This is a genomic window from Aquimarina callyspongiae (genome assembly GCF_034322225.1).
GTDB lineage: Bacteria > Bacteroidota > Bacteroidia > Flavobacteriales > Flavobacteriaceae > Aquimarina.
The window spans coordinates 424,878-444,981 of the sequence record NZ_JAXLPA010000004.1 but is presented as its reverse complement, the minus strand read 5'-3'; the positions used below and the strand labels follow the sequence as shown (position 1 = coordinate 444,981).

The 20,104-nt window shown below is 31.0% G+C and carries 15 protein-coding genes and 1 tRNA gene; 3 read left to right on the top strand and 13 right to left on the bottom strand.

Going from position 1 to position 20,104, the window contains the following annotated elements:
• Window positions 1–7 precede the first annotated feature (7 nt).
• The 8 genes from udk to U0D62_RS18525 all read right to left on the bottom strand — a co-directional run bounded on the left by udk (window position 8) and on the right by U0D62_RS18525 (window position 10,646).
• Complete coding sequence (gene udk, locus U0D62_RS18560; protein ID WP_322288828.1) at window positions 8–616, bottom strand: uridine kinase; 609 nt, start codon at window positions 614–616, stop codon at window positions 8–10.
• 124 nt (window positions 617–740) lie between these two features.
• Entirely contained in the window at window positions 741–1,820 is a 1,080-nt protein-coding gene (locus U0D62_RS18555) for an anhydro-N-acetylmuramic acid kinase (RefSeq protein ID WP_322288827.1), read from the bottom strand.
• An 88-nt stretch (window positions 1,821–1,908) separates the two neighbouring features.
• Window positions 1,909–2,652: a hypothetical protein gene (locus U0D62_RS18550; protein WP_322288826.1), complete on the bottom strand. Its 744-nt coding sequence runs from the start codon at window positions 2,650–2,652 to the stop codon at window positions 1,909–1,911.
• A 199-nt stretch (window positions 2,653–2,851) separates the two neighbouring features.
• Complete coding sequence (locus U0D62_RS18545; protein ID WP_322288825.1) at window positions 2,852–3,313, bottom strand: c-type cytochrome; 462 nt, start codon at window positions 3,311–3,313, stop codon at window positions 2,852–2,854.
• A gap of 1 nt (window position 3,314) precedes the next feature.
• Window positions 3,315–4,433 (bottom strand): PQQ-dependent sugar dehydrogenase, encoded by a 1,119-nt coding sequence (locus U0D62_RS18540; RefSeq protein WP_322288824.1) that lies wholly within the window; start codon window positions 4,431–4,433, stop codon window positions 3,315–3,317.
• Window positions 4,434–4,474: 41 nt separating this feature from the next.
• Entirely contained in the window at window positions 4,475–6,757 is a 2,283-nt protein-coding gene (locus U0D62_RS18535; protein ID WP_322288823.1) for a TonB-dependent receptor domain-containing protein, read from the bottom strand.
• A 195-nt stretch (window positions 6,758–6,952) separates the two neighbouring features.
• Window positions 6,953–9,010 carry a ComEC/Rec2 family competence protein gene (locus U0D62_RS18530; protein ID WP_322288822.1) on the bottom strand — a complete coding sequence of 686 codons (2,058 nt, stop codon included), beginning with the start codon at window positions 9,008–9,010 and terminating at the stop codon, window positions 6,953–6,955.
• 373 nt (window positions 9,011–9,383) lie between these two features.
• Window positions 9,384–10,646, bottom strand: a complete 1,263-nt coding sequence (locus U0D62_RS18525; protein WP_322288821.1) for a hypothetical protein — start codon at window positions 10,644–10,646, stop codon at window positions 9,384–9,386.
• 206 nt (window positions 10,647–10,852) lie between these two features.
• Here U0D62_RS18525 and U0D62_RS18520 point away from each other — a divergent pair, with 206 nt between their 5' ends.
• A complete protein-coding gene (locus U0D62_RS18520) occupies window positions 10,853–11,956 on the top strand; it encodes a hypothetical protein (protein WP_322288820.1) in 1,104 nt (367 codons plus the stop codon).
• Window positions 11,957–12,032: 76 nt separating this feature from the next.
• Here the strand turns inward: U0D62_RS18520 and U0D62_RS18515 are convergent.
• From U0D62_RS18515 to U0D62_RS18495, 5 genes are all read right to left on the bottom strand, one after another.
• Window positions 12,033–12,107 (bottom strand) — tRNA-Pro (locus U0D62_RS18515).
• Window positions 12,108–12,356: 249 nt separating this feature from the next.
• The gene (locus U0D62_RS18510) at window positions 12,357–12,737 is read right to left on the bottom strand and encodes a hypothetical protein (RefSeq protein WP_322288819.1); all 381 of its coding nucleotides are present in this window, start codon (window positions 12,735–12,737) and stop codon (window positions 12,357–12,359) included.
• A 513-nt stretch (window positions 12,738–13,250) separates the two neighbouring features.
• Window positions 13,251–13,883: a response regulator transcription factor gene (locus tag U0D62_RS18505; protein ID WP_322288818.1), complete on the bottom strand. Its 633-nt coding sequence runs from the start codon at window positions 13,881–13,883 to the stop codon at window positions 13,251–13,253.
• On the bottom strand, window positions 13,880–15,934 hold the full coding sequence (locus U0D62_RS18500; RefSeq protein WP_322288817.1) for a sensor histidine kinase: 2,055 nt from the start codon (window positions 15,932–15,934) through the stop codon (window positions 13,880–13,882). The genes U0D62_RS18505 and U0D62_RS18500 overlap by 4 nt, the downstream gene beginning before the upstream one ends.
• 155 nt (window positions 15,935–16,089) lie before the next feature.
• Window positions 16,090–16,818, bottom strand: a complete 729-nt coding sequence (locus tag U0D62_RS18495) for a hypothetical protein (RefSeq protein ID WP_322288816.1) — start codon at window positions 16,816–16,818, stop codon at window positions 16,090–16,092.
• 367 nt (window positions 16,819–17,185) lie between these two features.
• Here U0D62_RS18495 and U0D62_RS18490 point away from each other — a divergent pair, with 367 nt between their 5' ends.
• On the top strand, window positions 17,186–18,487 hold the full coding sequence (locus tag U0D62_RS18490; RefSeq protein WP_322288815.1) for a cytochrome ubiquinol oxidase subunit I: 1,302 nt from the start codon (window positions 17,186–17,188) through the stop codon (window positions 18,485–18,487).
• 2 nt (window positions 18,488–18,489) lie between these two features.
• Window positions 18,490–19,521, top strand: coding sequence for a cytochrome d ubiquinol oxidase subunit II (locus tag U0D62_RS18485; protein ID WP_322288814.1), 1,032 nt, complete (start codon window positions 18,490–18,492; stop codon window positions 19,519–19,521).
• Window positions 19,522–20,104 lie beyond the last annotated feature (583 nt).

The window sequence follows — 20,104 nt, the reverse complement described above, 5'->3', positions numbered from 1 at the left end:
CAAAAAGTTAATTCAAGCGCTCTTTAATGATGGTGCGTACAATATCAACAGCAACATTATTATAATTGTTGTTTGGAATAATCAAATCTGCAAACTCCTTTGTGGGATCGATAAATTGCTGGTGCATTGGTTTTAGTGTATTTTGATATCGATCTAAGACTTCTTCCATATCTCGTCCACGTTCTGCTATATCACGTTTTAAACGTCTTATTAAGCGTTCATCACTATCAGTATGTACATAAATTTTAATATCAAACATATCCCGGATAGCAGGATTAGTAAGTATCAGAATCCCTTCAACAATGATCACTTTACTAGGTTTAGTTTTTATAGTTTCCCCAGTTCGGTTATGTTCTACAAAAGAATATACAGGTTGATTTATAGTTTTGTCATTTCTTAGATCTGTTAAATGTTGTCCTAGTAATTCAAAATCAATAGATTGAGGATGGTCGAAGTTTATTTTTACTCGTTCATCATATGTAAGATGACTAGTATCTTTATAGTATGAATCTTGTGAAATGACACATACTTCATTTTCGGGTAATTCGTTTACAATTTGATTAACCACTGTAGTTTTTCCGCACCCTGTACCTCCGGCAATACCGATAATTAACATGTATTATACTTTTTTGGCAAATTTAATTATTGTTTTTGAGTTTGAAGAAGGTGTAGGATTTAGTTTTTTTGTTTTTATCAACGATTTTGAAATAAATCAATTCTAATTATATGATTTATAATTTTTAAGATGGAAAAAATATAACCCCAGAAGATGAATTTTTTCTTGCTCCTGTAACCGATTTAAGGCAGTTTATTTCGTTTCGTTCTTTTAAGACTCCCATAAAAGCAAAAATTAAAGCCTCTTTATAATCAATGGTATCTATATCAGGAACCACAATAGTAGCTATATCCTGTAACTTATTTTTTATAATTTCTATTAGAAATTCATTTTTTGCACCACCACCTGTTATAAGTATTGTAATATTCTTTTGTTGAGTACCAATGATTGTATTTGCAATTTGAGTAGCTATATGATGCACAGAAGTGTACAAAAGGTTCTCAACAGAATCATTAGTGTTTTTTATAATCGGAATTATATTTTCTGTAAACCATTCAAAACCTAAAGATTTGGGATGTGGTAATTGATAATATGCTAAAGAATTTAATTTATTGAGGAGAGAATTATTTATTTTCCCTGATCTCGCTATTTGACCTTTATCGTCATATTCTTTATTAATAAAAGAACAAATTAAATTGAGAAGCATGTTTACTGGCGAAATATCATATGCTACTCTTTTCTTGTTACTTTCAAACGAGATATTACTAATACCTCCAAGATTTAAGCAAAAATCATAACTGCCAAATAGTAGTTGATCCCCAATTGGTACTAACGGAGCTCCTTGGCCTCCAAGTGCAACATCATTAGTTCTAAAATCACAAATCACTTTATGGCCAGAAGCATTAGCTAAGTGTTGTCCTGATCCTATTTGGTATGTTAATCCTATTTCTGGTTGATGAAAAATAGTATGCCCATGGCTGGATATAAAATCTACTTCGATATTGTTTTTTACAATAAATTCTTTTGTTTGGTCTCCTAACCATTTTCCATACATATTATTAAAAGATAGGAGTTGAGAGGCAGGTAAGGACACCGTGTTTTTTAATTCTTTTTTAAACGCTTGTTCGTAATCAATACTATCAGCATACGGAATAGTAAATATCCATTTATCTTGTGTCTTCCTAAAATGGCAGTAGGCAATATCCAACCCATCAAGAGAGGTTCCAGACATTAAACCAATAATTTTATAGCTTTCTGTACTCAATTTTAATAATGGTATTATTTATAGTGAATTATAGAGTTTTTTTGAAACTCATTGTTTACGTGTATTTACAGTAATGCAATGTAGTTTATTATATTTTATCAATATAATCGAGTTCAAGTTTATCAGGATGTATTTCTGGAAGTGATTTTTTATTAAAAAATTCAATGATCTGATTTTCAAGATAAGGATTGATTTTGGGGATATTATTTTCTTCAATCATTCTGAAAACATTGGTAGCTTCCCTTTTTTTAAATTCTTTAACTAATTCGTCAGGTTTTTTAACTGCATCGATACCTCTATATTTTTCAAATTTTTTCTTCATCCATCGGTGACTTAGTAATTTGATTTGTTTGTTGCGAAGTTCAACAGAGAGTCGATTTATTTCTTTCTGGTCGTCTAATTCTTCTTTTTTTACTCTGTCTAATATAATCTTGGCTTTAATAAATTCTTTTTCAAATTTAAGGTCTAAACGGCGCATATCTTTTTTGAGGCTTATCATAACTTCATAAAGTATTTGATCATAGATATGTAAGAAATCTTCATAGCTATATAAAGCATCCAGAAATATTATGGCATTTTTTTTATATAAACGTGGTATTGGTTGATTTTTAACCTTTTTAAATAAGCTAGTAAGTACTATTTGTTTTTCTTCTGGAATATTGATGAACCAGGAATTGTTTTTTAAAGTTCTTAATTGATCAGTAATATGCATTCTGGTTCCTTTGTATACTTCTGATTTATATCTGAACCTATACGTATTCGGAGAACTTTCTTCCTCTTGCGCATGGCATAGACATGATAACAGTACTAATAAGAATACCAAGGGTTTCATGCATTCGACATTTGACAAATATTCAATAGATCAACTACGTCTAATTTAAGAACTATTTTACAATTCTAACGTAATAGATAGTATTATTGGTATGATCTATAATAAAATAAGAGTCAAAAAATAGAAACAATCCTCTTCATGCCTTATTAGAAAACTTTTTCTGGATATGATATTATTGAACTTGTGGAAGCACAAAGAATTATTTTTTAATAGCGGCAACTTCATCGACGGTCACCATCTTTTTTTGAGTATTTCCCCAGCTATTCATAATATAATTCATAACATCGGCTATTTCTTCATCTTCAAGTCCTAATGAAGTCATTGCACTGTTGTATTCAGTACCGTTTACTTTTATAGGGCCACTTAACCCATATTTTATAGAATGGATACTTTCTTTGCGCTTATCAACTAACCAATCTGATCCAGCAAGTGGTGGAAATATTTTGGGGGTGCCTTTTCCATCAGGAAGATGGCATTGCATGCAAAAGTCAGTGTATACTTCAGAACCTCTGGTAATACTTTCTTTAAGGGTTGCGTCTTGTAATATTTCTATATTATTATAATTTTGAGTATCAGATGTATTGTATTGAGCGATTAGCGAAATACTCATAATAAAAACAATACTTTCTAGTACAAAAAAACGTTTTAGATACTTCTTCATTTTATTTAGGAATTACTTTTAGGATGCCTTTATTTTCTACAGCCACATATACAAAACCATCAGGCCCTTGTCTTACATTGCGTACACGTCCTATACCGTCTAATAATTTTTGTCTTCTAGATACTTTGTTATTTGTGATTTCTAATAATTCCAGGTATTGAAATTTTAAAGAACCTACTAATAAATCATTTTTCCATTCGGGATATTTATCACTGGTAACAAAGTCCATACCACTAGGAGCAATAGAAGGTACCCAATAATAGAGAGGTTGCTGCATTCCTTCTTTGGCAGTGATATCTGTAATAGACGTACCACTATAATTGATACCATAGGTAATTATCGGCCATCCGTAGTTCACTCCTTTTTTTATAGGATTAATCTCATCTCCACCTCTGGGACCATGCTCATGAACCCATATGGATCCGTTTATGGGGTTTATTGCCATTCCTTGAGGGTTACGGTGACCATAGGAGAATATAGCTTTTTTAGCACCTTTTTTATTTGCAAAAGGATTGTCTTCAGGAATACTTCCGTCATCGTTTAAACGATAAATCTTTCCTCCATCTTTGGTTATATCCTGAGGGTTAACATCACGATTACCACGATCTCCAATACAGAAATACAAATACCCTTCTTTATCAAACTCTATTCGAGAACCAAAGTGATGCCCACGAGTAGTGTTTGGCGTTCCTTTATATAACTTTTCAATATCAATTAATTGATTATCTTTTAGTTTAGCTCTTATTAACGCAGTATTTCCTCCTTTTTCTGTTCCTTCTCTGGAGGAATACGTAATATATATCCATCCATTTTTTTCATAATCTGGATGTAGTTCTATATCTAATAATCCGCCTTGATTACGATTATATACTTCAGGAACATTATTGATACTGGTTTTACTTCCATTTTTAAAATGAATCAACTCTCCACTTTTTTCTGTAATGAGCATGCTTCCATCTGGTAACCAGGCCATACCCCAAGGGATTTGTAAATCAGGAACTACAATTTCTGTAGTATAATTTTTAGGATCTTCTTCTAAAAGGATATCATTTTCCTTTTCCTGAGCACAGGATATAATAGTGATTAGAAATAAAAACTTGAGCGATAAGAATTTCTTCATGAATTATAAATTTACAGGAGAAAAATACAAAGAATTATGCTTTAAAATCTATAATTTATGTTAATCCCACTATATATGTTAAATGGCAACCCTGGATAAAAATACCTGGGAGCGTTACCACCAAAACCTCTAGCATTGATTTGAAGCTGTGATACGTATTTGGTATCCAAAATATTATTAGCTCCAAAAAACAGGTTATATTCTAATCGATTACCTAAAGTGTTTTTATACCCTAATTTACCGTGTAATAGAGTATAACTATCACTAAAAACAGTATTAGCATCATTTACAGGAATGCTTCCTACGGATTGGAAATTAAGATTTCCGTAAAAACCTTTTTCTGTTATTAAGTCTATACCAAGATTAATCACTTCTGAAGGAACTCCTGTAAGATCATTATCTGAGAAGTCGTTATCGAGATCAATAAACTCATTAAATGTATAGTCATTTATGGAGGCGTTTGCAAAAAAGGTAAGTAATAAATTATCTAGTTGAAGGATATCATAATTTAGTGTTGTTTCAATACCATTATGGCTGGTTTTTCCTGCATTTATAGCAAAAAAGTTATCATCAGCTGTTCTTCTTGATACTAATAAATCATCTACTCTAAGTGTGTAAATGGATAAAGAGCCATATAATTTATTATTAAATAGTTTATAACGTGTTCCTATTTCATAATTCCATCCTTTTTCAGGTTTGATATCGGGATTAAAAATTCCATCAGGTAATAAGGTTTCAGAAGTAGTAGGAGTGGAGAAACCATGTGCAATGTTTCCGAAAAGGGTGAAATTAGCATTCACTTGATAGTTAACTCCTATTTTTGGGGAAAGTATGGGGGTAAAATCAAATTCACCTGAACTATCTTCTCCATCTAATAAAAACTGATCATCAATATTAAAGAAGGTTTGATTGAGATGTAATCCAAGATTGAATCTTAGTTTTTTACTAAGCTCATAATTGGTTTCTGCAAAAAGATTGTAGTAATACCTTTTTTCTTCTAAATCCGAAAGTTGATTTCCTTGAACACTTCCTGTACCTATAGGAAAATCTTCGTATAAATTTTCAAAAGTTCTACCGGAATAATTATCATAAAAAAACTCACCTCCCAAGTTCCAATCGATTTTACCTAGTTTAAGGTTATGAGAACCTAAAACTCTGCTTCGTATACCGTAGTTACTTGAGTTTTCTTTTAGTATGTTAAATGGCCTGGGTTCATGATTATCTCTAAATGAACCGAAAATACTGGTGTTGTGAGATAAACTACTGTTGTATTGATGTTTCCAGGTTAATCCAAGAATAGCATAGTCGACATCTTCAAAAGCTTGCGATCTACCCCAGGTAAAGGCTGCTTGCCTTGGGGTGTTATCATAATCTTCTTGATCTAATGAACTAGGGATACCTGCTTTAAGATTTATATAGCTACCAAGAAATGTAATGTTATCCTGATCTCCTAAGTTGTGAGTTGAAGTCAGTGTTATTGTGTTTCTGTCATATTCATTATTATCGCGATAACCATCAGAATGATTATTACTATAAAGAATATTTAACTTTGATTTTTTGCTCCCTACAGTGGCTTTGGCCAAAATTCTTCGTAATCCATAACTCCCAAAAGTAGAAGACAGCATTGCTTTACTCTCTGTAGATGTTGAAAAATCGGGTTTTAACAATATAGTGCCTCCTAAACCTACACCATAACTGCTAGAACTAGGTCCTTTATGAATTTCTATTCCTGATAAAGCTCCTAATTCAAGATCTTCTATAGAAGATTCTCCATTGCCATCAGTTAATGGAATATCACCATAATAAGCTCGTATATTTGCAGTTCCGAATAAATTTCTAGCTCCAATACCTCTAATTGTAATTCTATTAGTATTTAACGTTGCATTTTGCATGAAAACGCCAGGTACACGATTTAAAATAGGATGTAACTCTATAGGATTTCCTCGTTGGATATCTTCTGTACTAACTATTGAAATAGCTTCTGTACTATATTTGTAAGTGGCAGGAATAGATAGACTATTAATTATAACTTCATCTAAGTCTGTTATTGTAGAAATAAGAATAATAGTAATATCCTGATCTTTGGTAATTGTAATTATTTTTTGATCATAACCATCTTTAAAGATTTTTAAATCTCCAGTCGCTAAGATTTCAAATTTACCGCTTGCATCAGTATTAACTTTTTTGTTAGAATTCACATCTAATATTTGAACATTTTTGATGGGATTATTACTGTTGTTATCTATTACTGTACCGGTGATTTTATATTGAGCAGATACAACATAGTTACTCAATATAACGAGAAAGAAGAATATGTTTTTCAAAGTTTATTTTTGTTCAAATATCGGAAACTCGCTATAAAAGTTTTATAATAATCGTGATTGTATTGATGATTTTAGCATAAAATTATATTAAATGAGTTCATATTTTTTCTGGAAACTAATTTTATGATCACGTTTGGTGTATAAAAAGATTAAAAACTCATAGATAGGGTCATTTGAATAATAATAATGTTTTTATTAATTCAATATAAAAGCACCTTTTTTATCTGTACGATAAAAAAGAATATTTTCTTTTTTACAGCTGTTTTCCCATCGATCGATATAACTTTTGTAATTGCTCGCATCGGCAATGATTTGTTTTGGTTTCAAACTATCAATAATTCTTGTTAGATGGATTTTAGGAGAACCGGATAAAAGAACAATATCAGGTTTTACTTTTGTAATTGGATGAATACCAAAGCTATCAATGACCAAAATTGTTTTGTTTTTATATTTGTAACTATTCTTTAAAGGAACAAAAGAGTCTACCTTAGCTTGTTTTTTGATTAGATAATTTGAGAATAAGAAAGTTTTAGTTTTTTCAGGGATACTGTCACTACTATAGATTGTAAACTTTTGATTTTTTAATACTCCAATTACAGTTTTTTTATGATGATGAAATACAATCAACTCTTCGTTATTGATATTCTGATGTTTTTCATAAATCAAAACTGAAAATAATAAGATAATACTAATACAGCACAGGTATATCTTACTGAATGTACTATTGTAAAATACTCTGATGGATGTAATAATAACTAGATAAAGAAGAATGAGCATTCTCCAGGAGAATGTAATATTTGTAATTAAAAAAAACTCCTGTTGAGCTACCAAGCTGATAAAATCATTCATAAAATTAATACAATGTCCAAACCAGTTAGCGATAAACTCGGATAGAAGCCCTGTCAAAGCCAATAAAATAATTAGAATACCACATCCTAAAATCAAACCCAGAAAAGGAATTATAATGAGATTTGAAATAAAAAATAAAAGAGGAAACTGATGAAAATAAAATAAAGTTAATGGCAATAGTCCTAATTGCGCAGCGATAGTTACTGTAAAAGTTTCCCATAACTTTTTAGAGATGTAAAACTTGGGTTGATAAAGGTTAGCTAACAATGGTTGTATCCAAAGTATAGCAAATACTGCAGTATAACTTAATTGAAACCCAACAGAAAACAACAATAATGGATCAAAACACAATAATATAAACATAGAGATAAAAAGAGAATCATAAATACTGGTTCGGGATCGAATTTGTATCCCTATAGATAGAAAAGAAAACATGGTTACTGCTCTAAGGACTGATGGCGACAGCCCTGCAATAACTGCAAAAATCCAAAGTAGTGAAATGACTAACACCAGTTTAATGGTTTTACCAACTCGACCTAATTTTTCTAAAGGCTTAAAAACAATATTAAAAAGGCCTAAAAGAATCCCTATGTGTAATCCAGAAATAGCAAGTATATGAATGGCTCCAGCATCTCGATATTCTCGAAAAGTCTCAGGATTAATACCCTGTCGTTGACCTAAAAGTAAAGCGTTAATTATCGATAATTGTTTTTTATTAAAAGAATATTGAGAAAGTTTACTATTAATATGTTTTCTGATTTGGTCACTATAATAAAATACGGATTGTACTTGAGTGTGATTATCAATTAATTGATTGTAAGAAAGAGTGATTTGATGAAATAGGTAATTGTTTTCAAGGTATTTAGCATAGTCAAATTGATCAGGATTAATAGGTTTTGAAATGGGTTTTAACTTGGCATAAGCTGTATAAGTATTTCCAATATTTAAAATGATATTAGTACTGTCTTTTGGAAGTTGTAATAAAACTTTGCCTTGACAATCAGTATTGTTAAGAAGTGTAACTGAAACTATATACTTTTCATAATAAGAAGTGGGTTTTAATCTTTTATGGATATGAAATTTAATTCCTACGTTAGGGTTTATATCGTTTTTTGAAGTGATAAAATGAGTATAATGCTGCTCTTTGTTTTTTGGATTATGAAGATCAACCAATGTCGTTCCAAAAAGAATAAAAACGATGATGGTTGTAAATGTGAAAAAATAAGATTTACTAAATATTCTACCAGATCGGAGCAAGGCAAACACTAATACTATTATGGAAATACTGAGAATGATAAGTTTGGATTGTATATTTTGAAACCAATAATAGCCGGTCAAAATTCCTAAGAAAGTAGAAATTGTTATGATAAGAAAGGGGATGTTAATTTTTTTTGCTCTAATCATATCTCATTATCAAAAAAGGATAATAATAATTGATCATACTCTAATGGTTTGGTATGAAAGAGTATACATAGGTATATATAGAAATGTGAAGATTGAAAGAGAAGGGGTTTTGATCTCATAGATTCGACTTTGTTGATTACTAATTCTATAATCATGTGCTGAATCTGGACGAAATGTTACCTTTTATCCGGTAAGTTTTGCGTTACCCTTATGTTAGAGAAGGCTTTCAGTTTATGAAAAAACAATGTTTTTTAATCAAAATGAATTATGAACAAATTGAACGATTGATAGTTTTAGATTCAACGGTGTAGATGAAGAATTGTATTTAGATAAATGATTATAGGTTTAAAAGTAGGTAACAAGCAATTTCTTATTAGTTTGAAGGTATAAAACTGTTGTCAAAAGCAGTGATACCGTTATTACTTTCTAATCTTAGATTGGTCACTTCTCCTGCTCCTAAAAAACGAAAGCGTATGCCTACAACATCTCCAATGGATTCAGTATATTTTTGTGAGAATACCTGATTATCGTCAATAAATATCCTTACTAGTTTGTTTTCTGTTATAACTTTTATGTTTCTAAGTTCAGATAGATCTAATCCCAATGCAGATAGGTCATTTTTTTTTCCGTCCAGATATACTTCACTTAGCATCATACCAATTTCTGAAATACAACCAGGAATAGAAAAAGGAATAATATAGGCACTTTTTGTACCAACAATAACAATAGATGATTTTTGACAAACTGCCCACTTATCCCTATAGGTATTTTTAAAGACGGTTTCAAGAAGAAAATTGTCTCCTGAAATAGGTGGTAGTTCATTTATATAATGAAAAGACGAAATTATTGGTTGATCACTTAGTTTAATTTCGTTGATAATAGTATTAGAAAAAGATAATTTGGTCCCTTTAAATTTTGTGTTTTCAATATACTTAGGTATTGGAGCATAATCTATAGTACCCAACCAATTATCAGTTTTAATAAAAAGATCATGTTCTTTGATGATCTTACCATCTATTAAAAGTTTGGCTCTAAAGTACCCAGGATAATAATATTGACCAGTAGCTTGTTTTTGATCCTTATGGATTTTTATGGTTTTTGTTGCATCCCAAAATTGTTGAATCAAGAGACTATCTGAAGTTACTCCTTCCAGGTTAAAGTTAAAAATAACAGAGTTTGGTAATCCATTGGTAATAGATTTACTGCTAAATTGAATTTGAGAATAATCAGGTTTTACGCTATTAGTTTTATTGGTCATTGAATAAAACGACAGAAACAATATAGTCATAACAGCAGCAGATATAGTAATAATACCCAGGTTTGGCGATATCTTACGTTCGATCCAGGATGGCTGTTTAATGTTTCCTTTATTTTTAAAATCTCTCCAATTTAAAAAACCCGCAAACTGAGCCAGTGTATTTAAAGTACTAATACTTGGTGCACTATCATAATTAACTTTCCCCCAAACTCGTTTTAAAGTAGTTGGGCTTAGTAATACATGTGTATGTTGCTGAATTTTATCACTTAGTTCAATAAAAACATCATTATGCCAAAATCTGGAATCTCCCCATTGTAACTGATCTTCTATTAATCGAAGACATTTTTGAATCAATTTATATTCAGGATGTTTATTCATAACAAAACAAAAATCAATAAAAGTTTTGATTTGAACAACAATGAATCAACTTGAACGGCTTTGTTCATGATATAAATCAAGATATATAGATTTTTGAAAATCAAGAATCTATTCTGTCCGGAGTTATCGTGCTTTTTAATAATGAATTGATTAATAAAACAAGAACTAGACTCCAACGTATTTAAACATTAACTAATGAAATGTGTATGAAGAATATAAAAATATCACTGTTATTAATATTAATTGTCATCGCTGCAGGTCAAGCACAAAAAGCCATACCAATAGATACTATAAATTTGAAAATCACAGCAAGAGCTCATGTGATTGAAAATTACAAAGGTAAAGAAGCAATTTACCTCCAGGCGGGATCCATTACTCTTAAGGATACTAAGTTTTTAAATGGAACCATAGAATTTGATGTTTTTCTTAAGGAAGAACAGGCTTTCCCAGGGATATTTTTCAGAGTAAATGAAAATGATGGTGAGCAATGGTTTATGAGGCCTCATCTTTCTGGTAAACCCGATGCTAATCAGGCAGCACCTGCGACAAAGGGAATAACTCCGTGGCAACTGTATTTTGGAACTAAATATTCATTTGCTTATGATTATAAGTTTGATGATTGGACTCATGTAAAGCTTGTTGTGAATGACAATAAAGCGCAGGTGTTTTTGGATAATTCAAAAGAACCTAATTTATCCTGGAACTTATTCCTCGAATCAAAAGAAGGCGATATAATTTTTAGAGGAGGCAGATTTACAGGTATGCACATTGCAAATATTAAAATTGATAAAGACAAAACTGAATTAAAAAACTTTAAACCAAATGAAAGAAAACCAATTGAAGGTTTAATACCCGAATGGCAGATTTCTGATAAGTTTGATGAAAGCCTTTTAAAAGATCCTAATAAAATTGATTCTGTTATTAACTCTATAACGTGGAAGGGTAGAATTAAAACAGAAGAAGGTACAGCGGCCAATATTTCCAGGTTAATACAACGATATAACAATGAAAAGGGAAACACTGTCTTTGCCAAAGTTGAAATTAAATCCGATATAGATCAATTAAAACTTTTTGAGTTTGGGTATAGTGATCGTGTTGTTGTTATATTAAATGGAAAACCATTGTACTGGGGTACTAATAAATGGCGGTCAAGGGATTATCGTTATCTAGGTACAGTTGGACTCTTTGATGCGGTGTATCTAAATCTTAAAAAAGGGAAAAACACTTTACTAATGGCTGTTTCAGAAGATTTTGGTGGATGGTTAGTTACAGGTAAGCTTAAGAATAGTACTAATATTGAAATTAATTAATACTTATCAGTAAATTCAGAACTAATAACAATAACAAAAACCTCTGTAATCAATTGAAAACAGAGGTTTTTTGTTGTCGGGGTGGCAGGATTCGAACCTGCGACCTCCGCGTCCCAAACGCGGCGCGATAACCGGGCTACGCTACACCCCGAGGTGTATATTTTTGTTTTGAGGGTGCAAATATATACAATTCATTTAATTAATTAGAACAAAAGAAGGAGAAAGTGATGTGCAAGCTGTGTTTTTTTAAATAAATTATTGTAGGAGGTTGTTAGTCAGTTTTTTATAAACAAAAAGCTTTGTGTTTTTTGATGAAATAAGGAACCCCTTCACTTCCATGAACAAGTGAAGGGGTAGGGGATTATGATGGTTGGTGTTAATAAAAGCGTAAAGCTGAGTATTAAGCGTGGTAATATCTTTCTCTATATATTTTTCCGTCTCTCCATTCAGTAACAACAGTTTGTTCTGAAAGCATAGTACTACCATCTTTTAATTTTAACTCCATAACAGCATCATAAAAAGAATTGTTTCCTTTAACCGCATAGTTATTTACATCATATCGTACAAATTCAGATAATTGATTGTCAATAAAATCTTGCTCAAACTTTACATTAAAAGCTTTTCCTTTTTTAGGAGCGTCATTTGCTTCTCTTAATTCTACTTCTTCATGAAGATATGTTTCCATAGCTTCAATAAATTCTCCTTTAGCTAATAATTCATGAATATGTTTAAGATTGTTTTCGATTGCTGTTTCGACAGAATTTAATGTTGTATTTTCCATTGTTGTTTTAAATTTTAAATGATTTTATTTGTAATTATTTACTACGAGATATTCTCTTGTAATTTGATGGTGTAAAGATCTCATGAAATTAATAAATAGGAAATGTATTTTTTTCCTGATGCCTTGTAGATTATTCCCGTTATGGTCAATTTGCTTAAATTTTTTGACGTATTCGTGATTTTATTAACAACAAACTGAAGAATTATTTCGGATAGAAAATGGTTAACAAACGAGACAATGGGTATTTTGATTATTAAGAGCTTTACCTTAAAAAGAATGTGATAAGAATAAATATGTACGGTCTTATTGATAAAAGAAAAGGTAAAGTTCTTAATAAAAATATAGAGATGATGAAGTTATATTTAATGGATCCTCACTTCTTATAAGATAAGAGTTTAACTTGTTAAAATAATTTTAGGAAAAGAACAAACAAGAGGATTGCAGAATAAGAAAACCTCATATTAGGTCTGTAATCTATTGATATTTCTAAGAGGGATTATTTCTAATATAAAGTTATAACAGTAATCCTTTTTCAAAGGCTACTCTAATTAATCCTGCAGTATTTCTTACACCTAATTTTTGAATCAGATTGCTTCGATGTGCTTCTACGGTTTTAATAGTAATGAATAGTTTTTTTGAGATTTCTTCAGTCGTATGTTCTTTAGAAATTAATTGAAGTACTTCTTTTTCTCTTCTTGTTAACTTAGGAATAAAATAACTGGATTGTATACCTATACTTTCATTCAATAATTTGTTTTTCAGAACAGAAGGTAAATACGTTTCTCCATTATGAACAGCTTTAATAGCTTCGATAAGTTCATCTTTAGAGGTGTTTTTTAGTAAATATCCTTTGGCACCATTGCGCATCATATTCTTTATAAAACCAGTTTCATTGTAATTAGATAAACCTAGAATAGAAACATCAGGATATTTTTTGGAAATAGTCCTACATAATTCGATTCCATTACTATCAGGTAGATTGATATCCAAAAGCAGCACATTTGGGGCAGTATTATTAAGGTCTTCTAGCAATTCTTTTCCTTTACTGTATGTTGCAATTATTTTAATAAGAAGTGAATCTTCGAGCATAGTTTCAAGCCCTTTTAACACCATAGTATGATCGTCTAAAATAGAAACAGTTATCATTTTTTTTTATTTTTAATTAAGTCAACTTCTATAGTAAAAGAAGTTCCTTCAGAATCCGAATAGATGTCCAGGCCGGCATTTAAAAAATTAACCCTTGATTTTATACTCTGTAACCCCATTCCATCAATAGTTGAATTTTTATCGAATCCAATCCCGTTATCCTCAATAGTAATAAGGAGTTTATTTTGATAGTTATTTATTTGGATAAGTGCTTCTGTGGCTTTAGCATGCTTTACTATGTTGTTTATTAGTTCCTGAACTATTCGATAAATATTATTTTCTTTTTCCTGATCAAGAATTAATGGATCTCCATAATATTGAAAATTAATATTTATGCCGCTTGAACTACTTATTTTAGTGCAAAGCTGTTGTAGTACTTGTACCAAATCAAAATTTTGTAATGAAGTAGGAGCGAGGTTATGTGAAATTTGGCGTACTTGATCCACGGCATTATCGAGCATTTCAATAGCATCAAGCTGAATGTTTTTTTCTTTTTTGCTTAGCAGTTCAGTATTTATCGATGTCATTTTAAATTTAATAGTAGACAAATCACCATTGATTCCATCATGAAGATCTTGAGCTAATCTTTTTCGTTCTTTTTCTTCGCCTTGAATTAATGACTCAAGCTTTATGATTTCCTGTTTATGTTCTAACGCCAGTATTTCATTTTTTTTTATTCTTTGGTATTGTTTATATATAAAGAATAAAGAAACAAAACCTAGTATAGAAGATATGATAGATGCAGTAAGATAGGTTTGATGTTTTTCTCTTTTTAGTAATCGATTTTCCTGCTCTTGAATTTTGAAATTTTGCTGTGCTATTTCTTCATTCTTTTTAGCTAACTGATATTTTTGATCCAAATCATACGCTCTATACGTTTGTTGTCTAGTGTTTATTTTTTCTTTTATCCTGAGGTATTGGCTTTGTGCTTCGTAGCTCTTTTTAAAACTTTTTATTTCTGCCCAATAAATAGAAGATAGTTGATAAAAAGACTGTTTTAAGTTTAGGTCACTTACTTTTTTTATCAATTCTTCCAACTTTTTTATCAAGTCTAATGTTTCGCTCAACTTTTTTTCTGATAACGAATATTCTAAATTAGTAAGGTGAAAATTAAATAAACTATTAGAGGTTATTTTATTGTCTTCTAAATCAAGACCTATTAATTTAGGTCGTTTGTCAATTTGGTTTGTCTTCTGGTAGAGTTTTAAAAGAAGGGTTTTTATTTGTAGAGTATAATCAGGCATTTTTCTGTTTTTTAACAGCTTGGATGCTTTTTTTACAATAGCTTCTACATCTTTATATTGTTTAAGTTTTAATAGAATATTGCCTTTGATAATGTATGCTTTGCAAGTAGCAATATCAGGTTTCGATTGTTCTGTATGTAGATGATCAAGAGATTTGTTTATGTATGTTAATGCTTTTGATAAATCATCTACTTTGTAAAAGTTCTTTGCTAATGTTAGATAAGCAGTACCTAATCTGTAACTGTTATCCTTCTCAATAACCTCTATTCTTTTAAATATATAGTAAAGTGAAGAATCAATTCTTCCTGATATGAAGTGTGAAACTTCTTTGGCACTATAAAAATATTGTAGACTTTGTTTTGTCACGGTATCTGATACATATTTTTTTTGAGTTTTGTTAAGAATATATAAGCAGGAATCTAGTTTACCCTCTTCTCTTAACATATAGGCTAAGGCAGCATTTAATTCGATTAGATTACTGTAATGATTATACTTTTCAAAAATTTGTATTCCTTTTTTTAAATTTATTTTTGAGTTGATAATGTCCTGTTTAAACATATAAATAGTGGACTTGATATCGTAAGAATGAGCTATAAATAAGTTGTCATTGTTTTGGGTCCCGTATAACTTCATACTATCAGCAATTTCTAGTGCCTTTTCATAATCTGATTGATTCAAGAATGTGTTTAACTGATATTCTAATTTCTTTTTTTGAGTAGAGATGTCTTGAGTTTTAATATGCTGAGCAGAGATAGTAGAGAAACAGAAAGATATAAAGCAATAAATATGTATAATCCTGGATTTCATTACTAGAACGATTAAAACAAAAAATGAATTCAAACGTAGAATCCTTATTAAAGATACGAATCTTTTTGGGTGTTAATTGAGGAGTGTTTAGTTTATAAAGATTTAAAAAAGAGGGCGTTAAATTTATGTTGCCCTCTTTTTCTCTTTTAAAACCATTAAAAAGTTAATCTTCCAATACCAATATTTAGTGTATTATAGTAGTCCCAACCATTGGGATTTTCATTATCTAACCAGATATTGGGAGCAGTAATTATATAAGACGATCCAGATGCAGGAACCGTTTGATCATAACGTAATACATATACGTTAAATTCCTTTACAAACCATCCATTTGTTCCTTCTAATCGAAGATGCGCATTATTAACTTCAACCCAAGATACTGCCTGACCTATTATAGATGTTCTAAAAAGATAATAATCATACTGACCTCGTTGTCGATCATTACCAGGATTATCTAGATCGACATAACCTGTATGATGTGTTCCGGCGCTAGTATAAAAACTAACTGATGCCTGAGCAAGACCATTAGTATTATTATAAATTTGAGTACCAGTATACGTTCTGATTGTATATCCCCAATTGGTACTATAATCTCTGTTTTGGATGGGATTCTTTCTCATATACTCTTTTACTGCATTGTTCCAATGAAGCTCTGCTTCTTCCTCACTGATTTCTTTACCAAAACTCATATGGAGTAAAGGTTGTTGAATTTCCTCCTCTCCGATATTCAGAACTTGATCCTGATTTCCAGTTGAGCTTTTAAACCCCTCTTCTTCTTGGATTTCAAATATTTCTGTTTTTGTGTCTGATTTTTCACAGGAGATTATAAAGAATGCTCCTGTGATTAAAGATGCTATGATCCATTGATTTCTAAATTTTTTCATTTTTTAGTTTTAAGAATAATTGACCCTACTAATTTTTATACAGACAATAGGGTATCATCTGTTATTAGAAACCTTGTTTTGGCGCCGTTTTATTTTCTCTTTTAGACTTTCAATATGTTGAGGTGCTAAAAAGATGTTTGTTAGGTTCTAATTGTTTGATGCTAAATTACTGTGGATCCGTTTTTTATTTATTGGTGTCAACCATAGAATTTATAAACTAGGGTTTACCCTAAGGCATTAAATATTCATTGATAAAAGTTTAACCTATCACTGGTAAAACAATCTTATTTTCTTTTCGTAGAACCACCTTTACGTCGTATCTTTATAGTCATAATTGGAAACCTAATTTCTTCTCTAAATTTTATCTATGGAAAATCTTGATGCAGCAAGACTCCAGATGGCATTTACCCTTATATTTCATATTGTTTTTGCATGTATTGGTATGGTAATGCCCTTCTTTATGGTAGTATCTCATTATAAATGGTTAAAGACTCGTGATCAAGTGTATCTTACGCTTACTAAAGCTTGGCAAAAAGGAGTTGCAATATTCTTTGTTACGGGTGCTGTTTCTGGTACAGCGCTATCTTTTGAGTTAGGGTTATTATGGCCAGAATTCATGAAACATGCAGGGCCGATAATCGGAATGCCTTTTTCTCTAGAAGGAGCTGCATTTTTTGTTGAAGCAATCGCATTGGGATTTTATCTATATGGCTGGAATAAGTTACCAGAGAAGTTTCATTGGATAACTGGTATTATCATTGGTTTTTCTGGAGTAGCGTCTGGGATCCTGGTAGTGGCGGCAAACGGATGGATGAATTCACCAAGTGGTTTTGACTATATAGACGGACAATTTTTGAACATAGATCCTGTAGCGGCGATGCTCAATCCAGCTTGGTTTACGCAAGCTTTGCATATGACATTGGCGGCGTTTACCGCAACTGGTTTTGCAGTAGCAGGAATTCATGCATATCAGGTATATCGTAAACGAAGAGTAGAACTTCATAAAAAAGCATTTAAAATTGCCATTACCTTTGGTGCAGTTGCCGCTATTTTACAACCGATAAGTGGAGATATTTCTGCAAAAGATATAGCAGAGAGGCAACCGGTCAAACTAGCAGCTATGGAGGCACATTATAATACCGAAAAAGGAGCTCCTTTATATATTGGTGGTATTGTGGATGCAGAGACGCAAGAAGTTAATTATAAAATAGCCATTCCGGGTATGTTATCTTTTCTGGCTTTTGGAGATTTTGATGCAGAAGTCAAAGGATTAAATGATTTTCCTGAGGATGAACGACCTAATGTACCAATGGTTCATTATGCTTTTCAGGTAATGGTTGGTATAGGAGGAATATTGATGCTTGCAGGAATACTATATTTTATATCTCTTAGAAGAAAGAAATGGTTCTCTAATAATAAGTATTGGATACTTTTTGTTATTCTGGCTCCTATGGGGTTTATCGCCCTGGAGGCAGGGTGGATTGTTACCGAGGTTGGTAGGCAGCCCTGGATTATACATAAGATTATGCGAACCAAAGATGCAGTTACGCCAATGCCAGGAATTGTATTTAGTTTTTATATGTATGTTGTTGTTTACTTGACTTTATCTATTGCCGTTACCTGGCTAATGTTACGACAGATAAGAGTTCTTAACCGTTCAAACCATTAAATATGTTATACGTTGTATTATTCTTTCTGATGTTTTCACTGTATTTATATGTTGTTTTAGGAGGAGCAGATTATGGCGCAGGTATTGTAGAACTATTTTCATCAGAAGAAAATCAAAAAATTACGAAAAAAACAATTTATCGGGTAATGGGACCCATCTGGGAAGCCAATCATATTTGGATCATTATCTTAATCGTAATTTTATGGATAGCCTTTCCAGCTTATTATAATGTAATGGTCGTTAACCTACACATTCCTCTTACCATTGTGTTATTAGGAGTTACCTTAAGAGGAGTTGCTTTTGTTTTTAGACATTATGATGCGGTGATTGATAATTCACAGAAATTATATGATACCTTGTTTAAAATCTCCAGCTTGGTGACACCCATTTTTTTAGGAATGGTATTTGGCGCTTTAATCTGTGGTGAAATTCAAATAGTTGAAGATGTCACCACCCTATCATTCTATGAAGCCTTTATAAACCCCTGGTTTAATATTTTCAGCATTTTAATAGGTTTGTTTTTTGCAGCCTTGTGTGCGTTTTTATCTTCTGTTTTGTTGATAGGAGAATCAGAAGAACGAGAAAATATTTATATAAGAAAAGCGGGAATAGCTACTATTGTGGTATTTGTTGTTGGATTAATAACATTTGTTTACGGCTATATAAACGAATATGTTTTTGTAAAAGATTTTATTAAAAATGTATATTCAATAAGTGCGATGTTACTTTCTGGATTATTGTTAATTCCTCTTTGGTTTGCTATAAAAAAAGGAAGAAGAATCTTGAGTCGTTCTTTTGCAGGGTTACAAGTATTTTTAATTTTATTAGCAGCACTGATATCTCATTTTCCTGATATTATTATTACAGAAACCAAAAGCATTAGTTTATTAGAGAATATAGCTCCGGATAGTGTTATTAAAGTTTTAGGAATTTCACTTATTATTGGAGGAGCCGTAATTCTACCAGGATTATTTCATTTACTTAAATCTTTTAAAATGATTAAAATTCTTGAACGTAATAATCCTTCAGCTTAAAAATAAGAAAAGCAAATGTTTACTTGTACTATCTATAGTATACTGTCTTCATTTTGAGTGCTTTTTACAATAAATTTTGAGGTTTTTCCGTATACGGATGTAGACCAAAATTTAGTAACTTAGTGTAAATGCGATTTCCACTTAATGTGATGGATAAGAGAGGGAAAACTTTAACCATTACATTCGATTCTTAGTTTATTATATAATGATTTTGTTAAGGTGAGTATATTACAGATAACCCTTAATAGAATATCTGATGACACTTCAAATTATTAATCGTTAACAGTTAACGAATTGACTGGGAATACATTTTATGCTACTCTTCTATATATCACATGAAATTTTACCTTGAGTAATTCTTCAATAGTAATTAGTAATGGTTTAAATGATATATAAGTATTCTAAAAGGGCTACAAATATGGTAGTTATTGATTCAGAACTCTTACACTGTTAGTCATAGAGATATGGCTATAAGTATCGATTATTCTTTTTTAAGTTCTGATTCCTACGCCAAACCAAATTTATGTTGATTAATAATCAGACGAACAACTAATCATGTGATTATAGGTTTTGATCATTGATT

Coding starts and splice junctions, on each gene's coding strand:
- U0D62_RS18505 (WP_322288818.1), bottom strand. CDS start 13,883: ATGATAACTGTTTCTATTTTAGACGATCATACTATGGTGTTAAAAGGG.
- U0D62_RS18550 (WP_322288826.1), bottom strand. CDS start 2,652: ATGAAACCCTTGGTATTCTTATTAGTACTGTTATCATGTCTATGCCAT.
- U0D62_RS18490 (WP_322288815.1), top strand. CDS start 17,186: ATGGAAAATCTTGATGCAGCAAGACTCCAGATGGCATTTACCCTTATA.
- U0D62_RS18520 (WP_322288820.1), top strand. CDS start 10,853: ATGAAGAATATAAAAATATCACTGTTATTAATATTAATTGTCATCGCT.
- U0D62_RS18540 (WP_322288824.1), bottom strand. CDS start 4,433: ATGAAGAAATTCTTATCGCTCAAGTTTTTATTTCTAATCACTATTATA.
- U0D62_RS18485 (WP_322288814.1), top strand. CDS start 18,490: ATGTTATACGTTGTATTATTCTTTCTGATGTTTTCACTGTATTTATAT.
- udk (WP_322288828.1), bottom strand. CDS start 616: ATGTTAATTATCGGTATTGCCGGAGGTACAGGGTGCGGAAAAACTACA.
- U0D62_RS18500 (WP_322288817.1), bottom strand. CDS start 15,934: ATGAAATCCAGGATTATACATATTTATTGCTTTATATCTTTCTGTTTC.
- U0D62_RS18525 (WP_322288821.1), bottom strand. CDS start 10,646: ATGAATAAACATCCTGAATATAAATTGATTCAAAAATGTCTTCGATTA.
- U0D62_RS18510 (WP_322288819.1), bottom strand. CDS start 12,737: ATGGAAAATACAACATTAAATTCTGTCGAAACAGCAATCGAAAACAAT.
- U0D62_RS18495 (WP_322288816.1), bottom strand. CDS start 16,818: ATGAAAAAATTTAGAAATCAATGGATCATAGCATCTTTAATCACAGGA.
- U0D62_RS18530 (WP_322288822.1), bottom strand. CDS start 9,010: ATGATTAGAGCAAAAAAAATTAACATCCCCTTTCTTATCATAACAATT.
- U0D62_RS18545 (WP_322288825.1), bottom strand. CDS start 3,313: ATGAAGAAGTATCTAAAACGTTTTTTTGTACTAGAAAGTATTGTTTTT.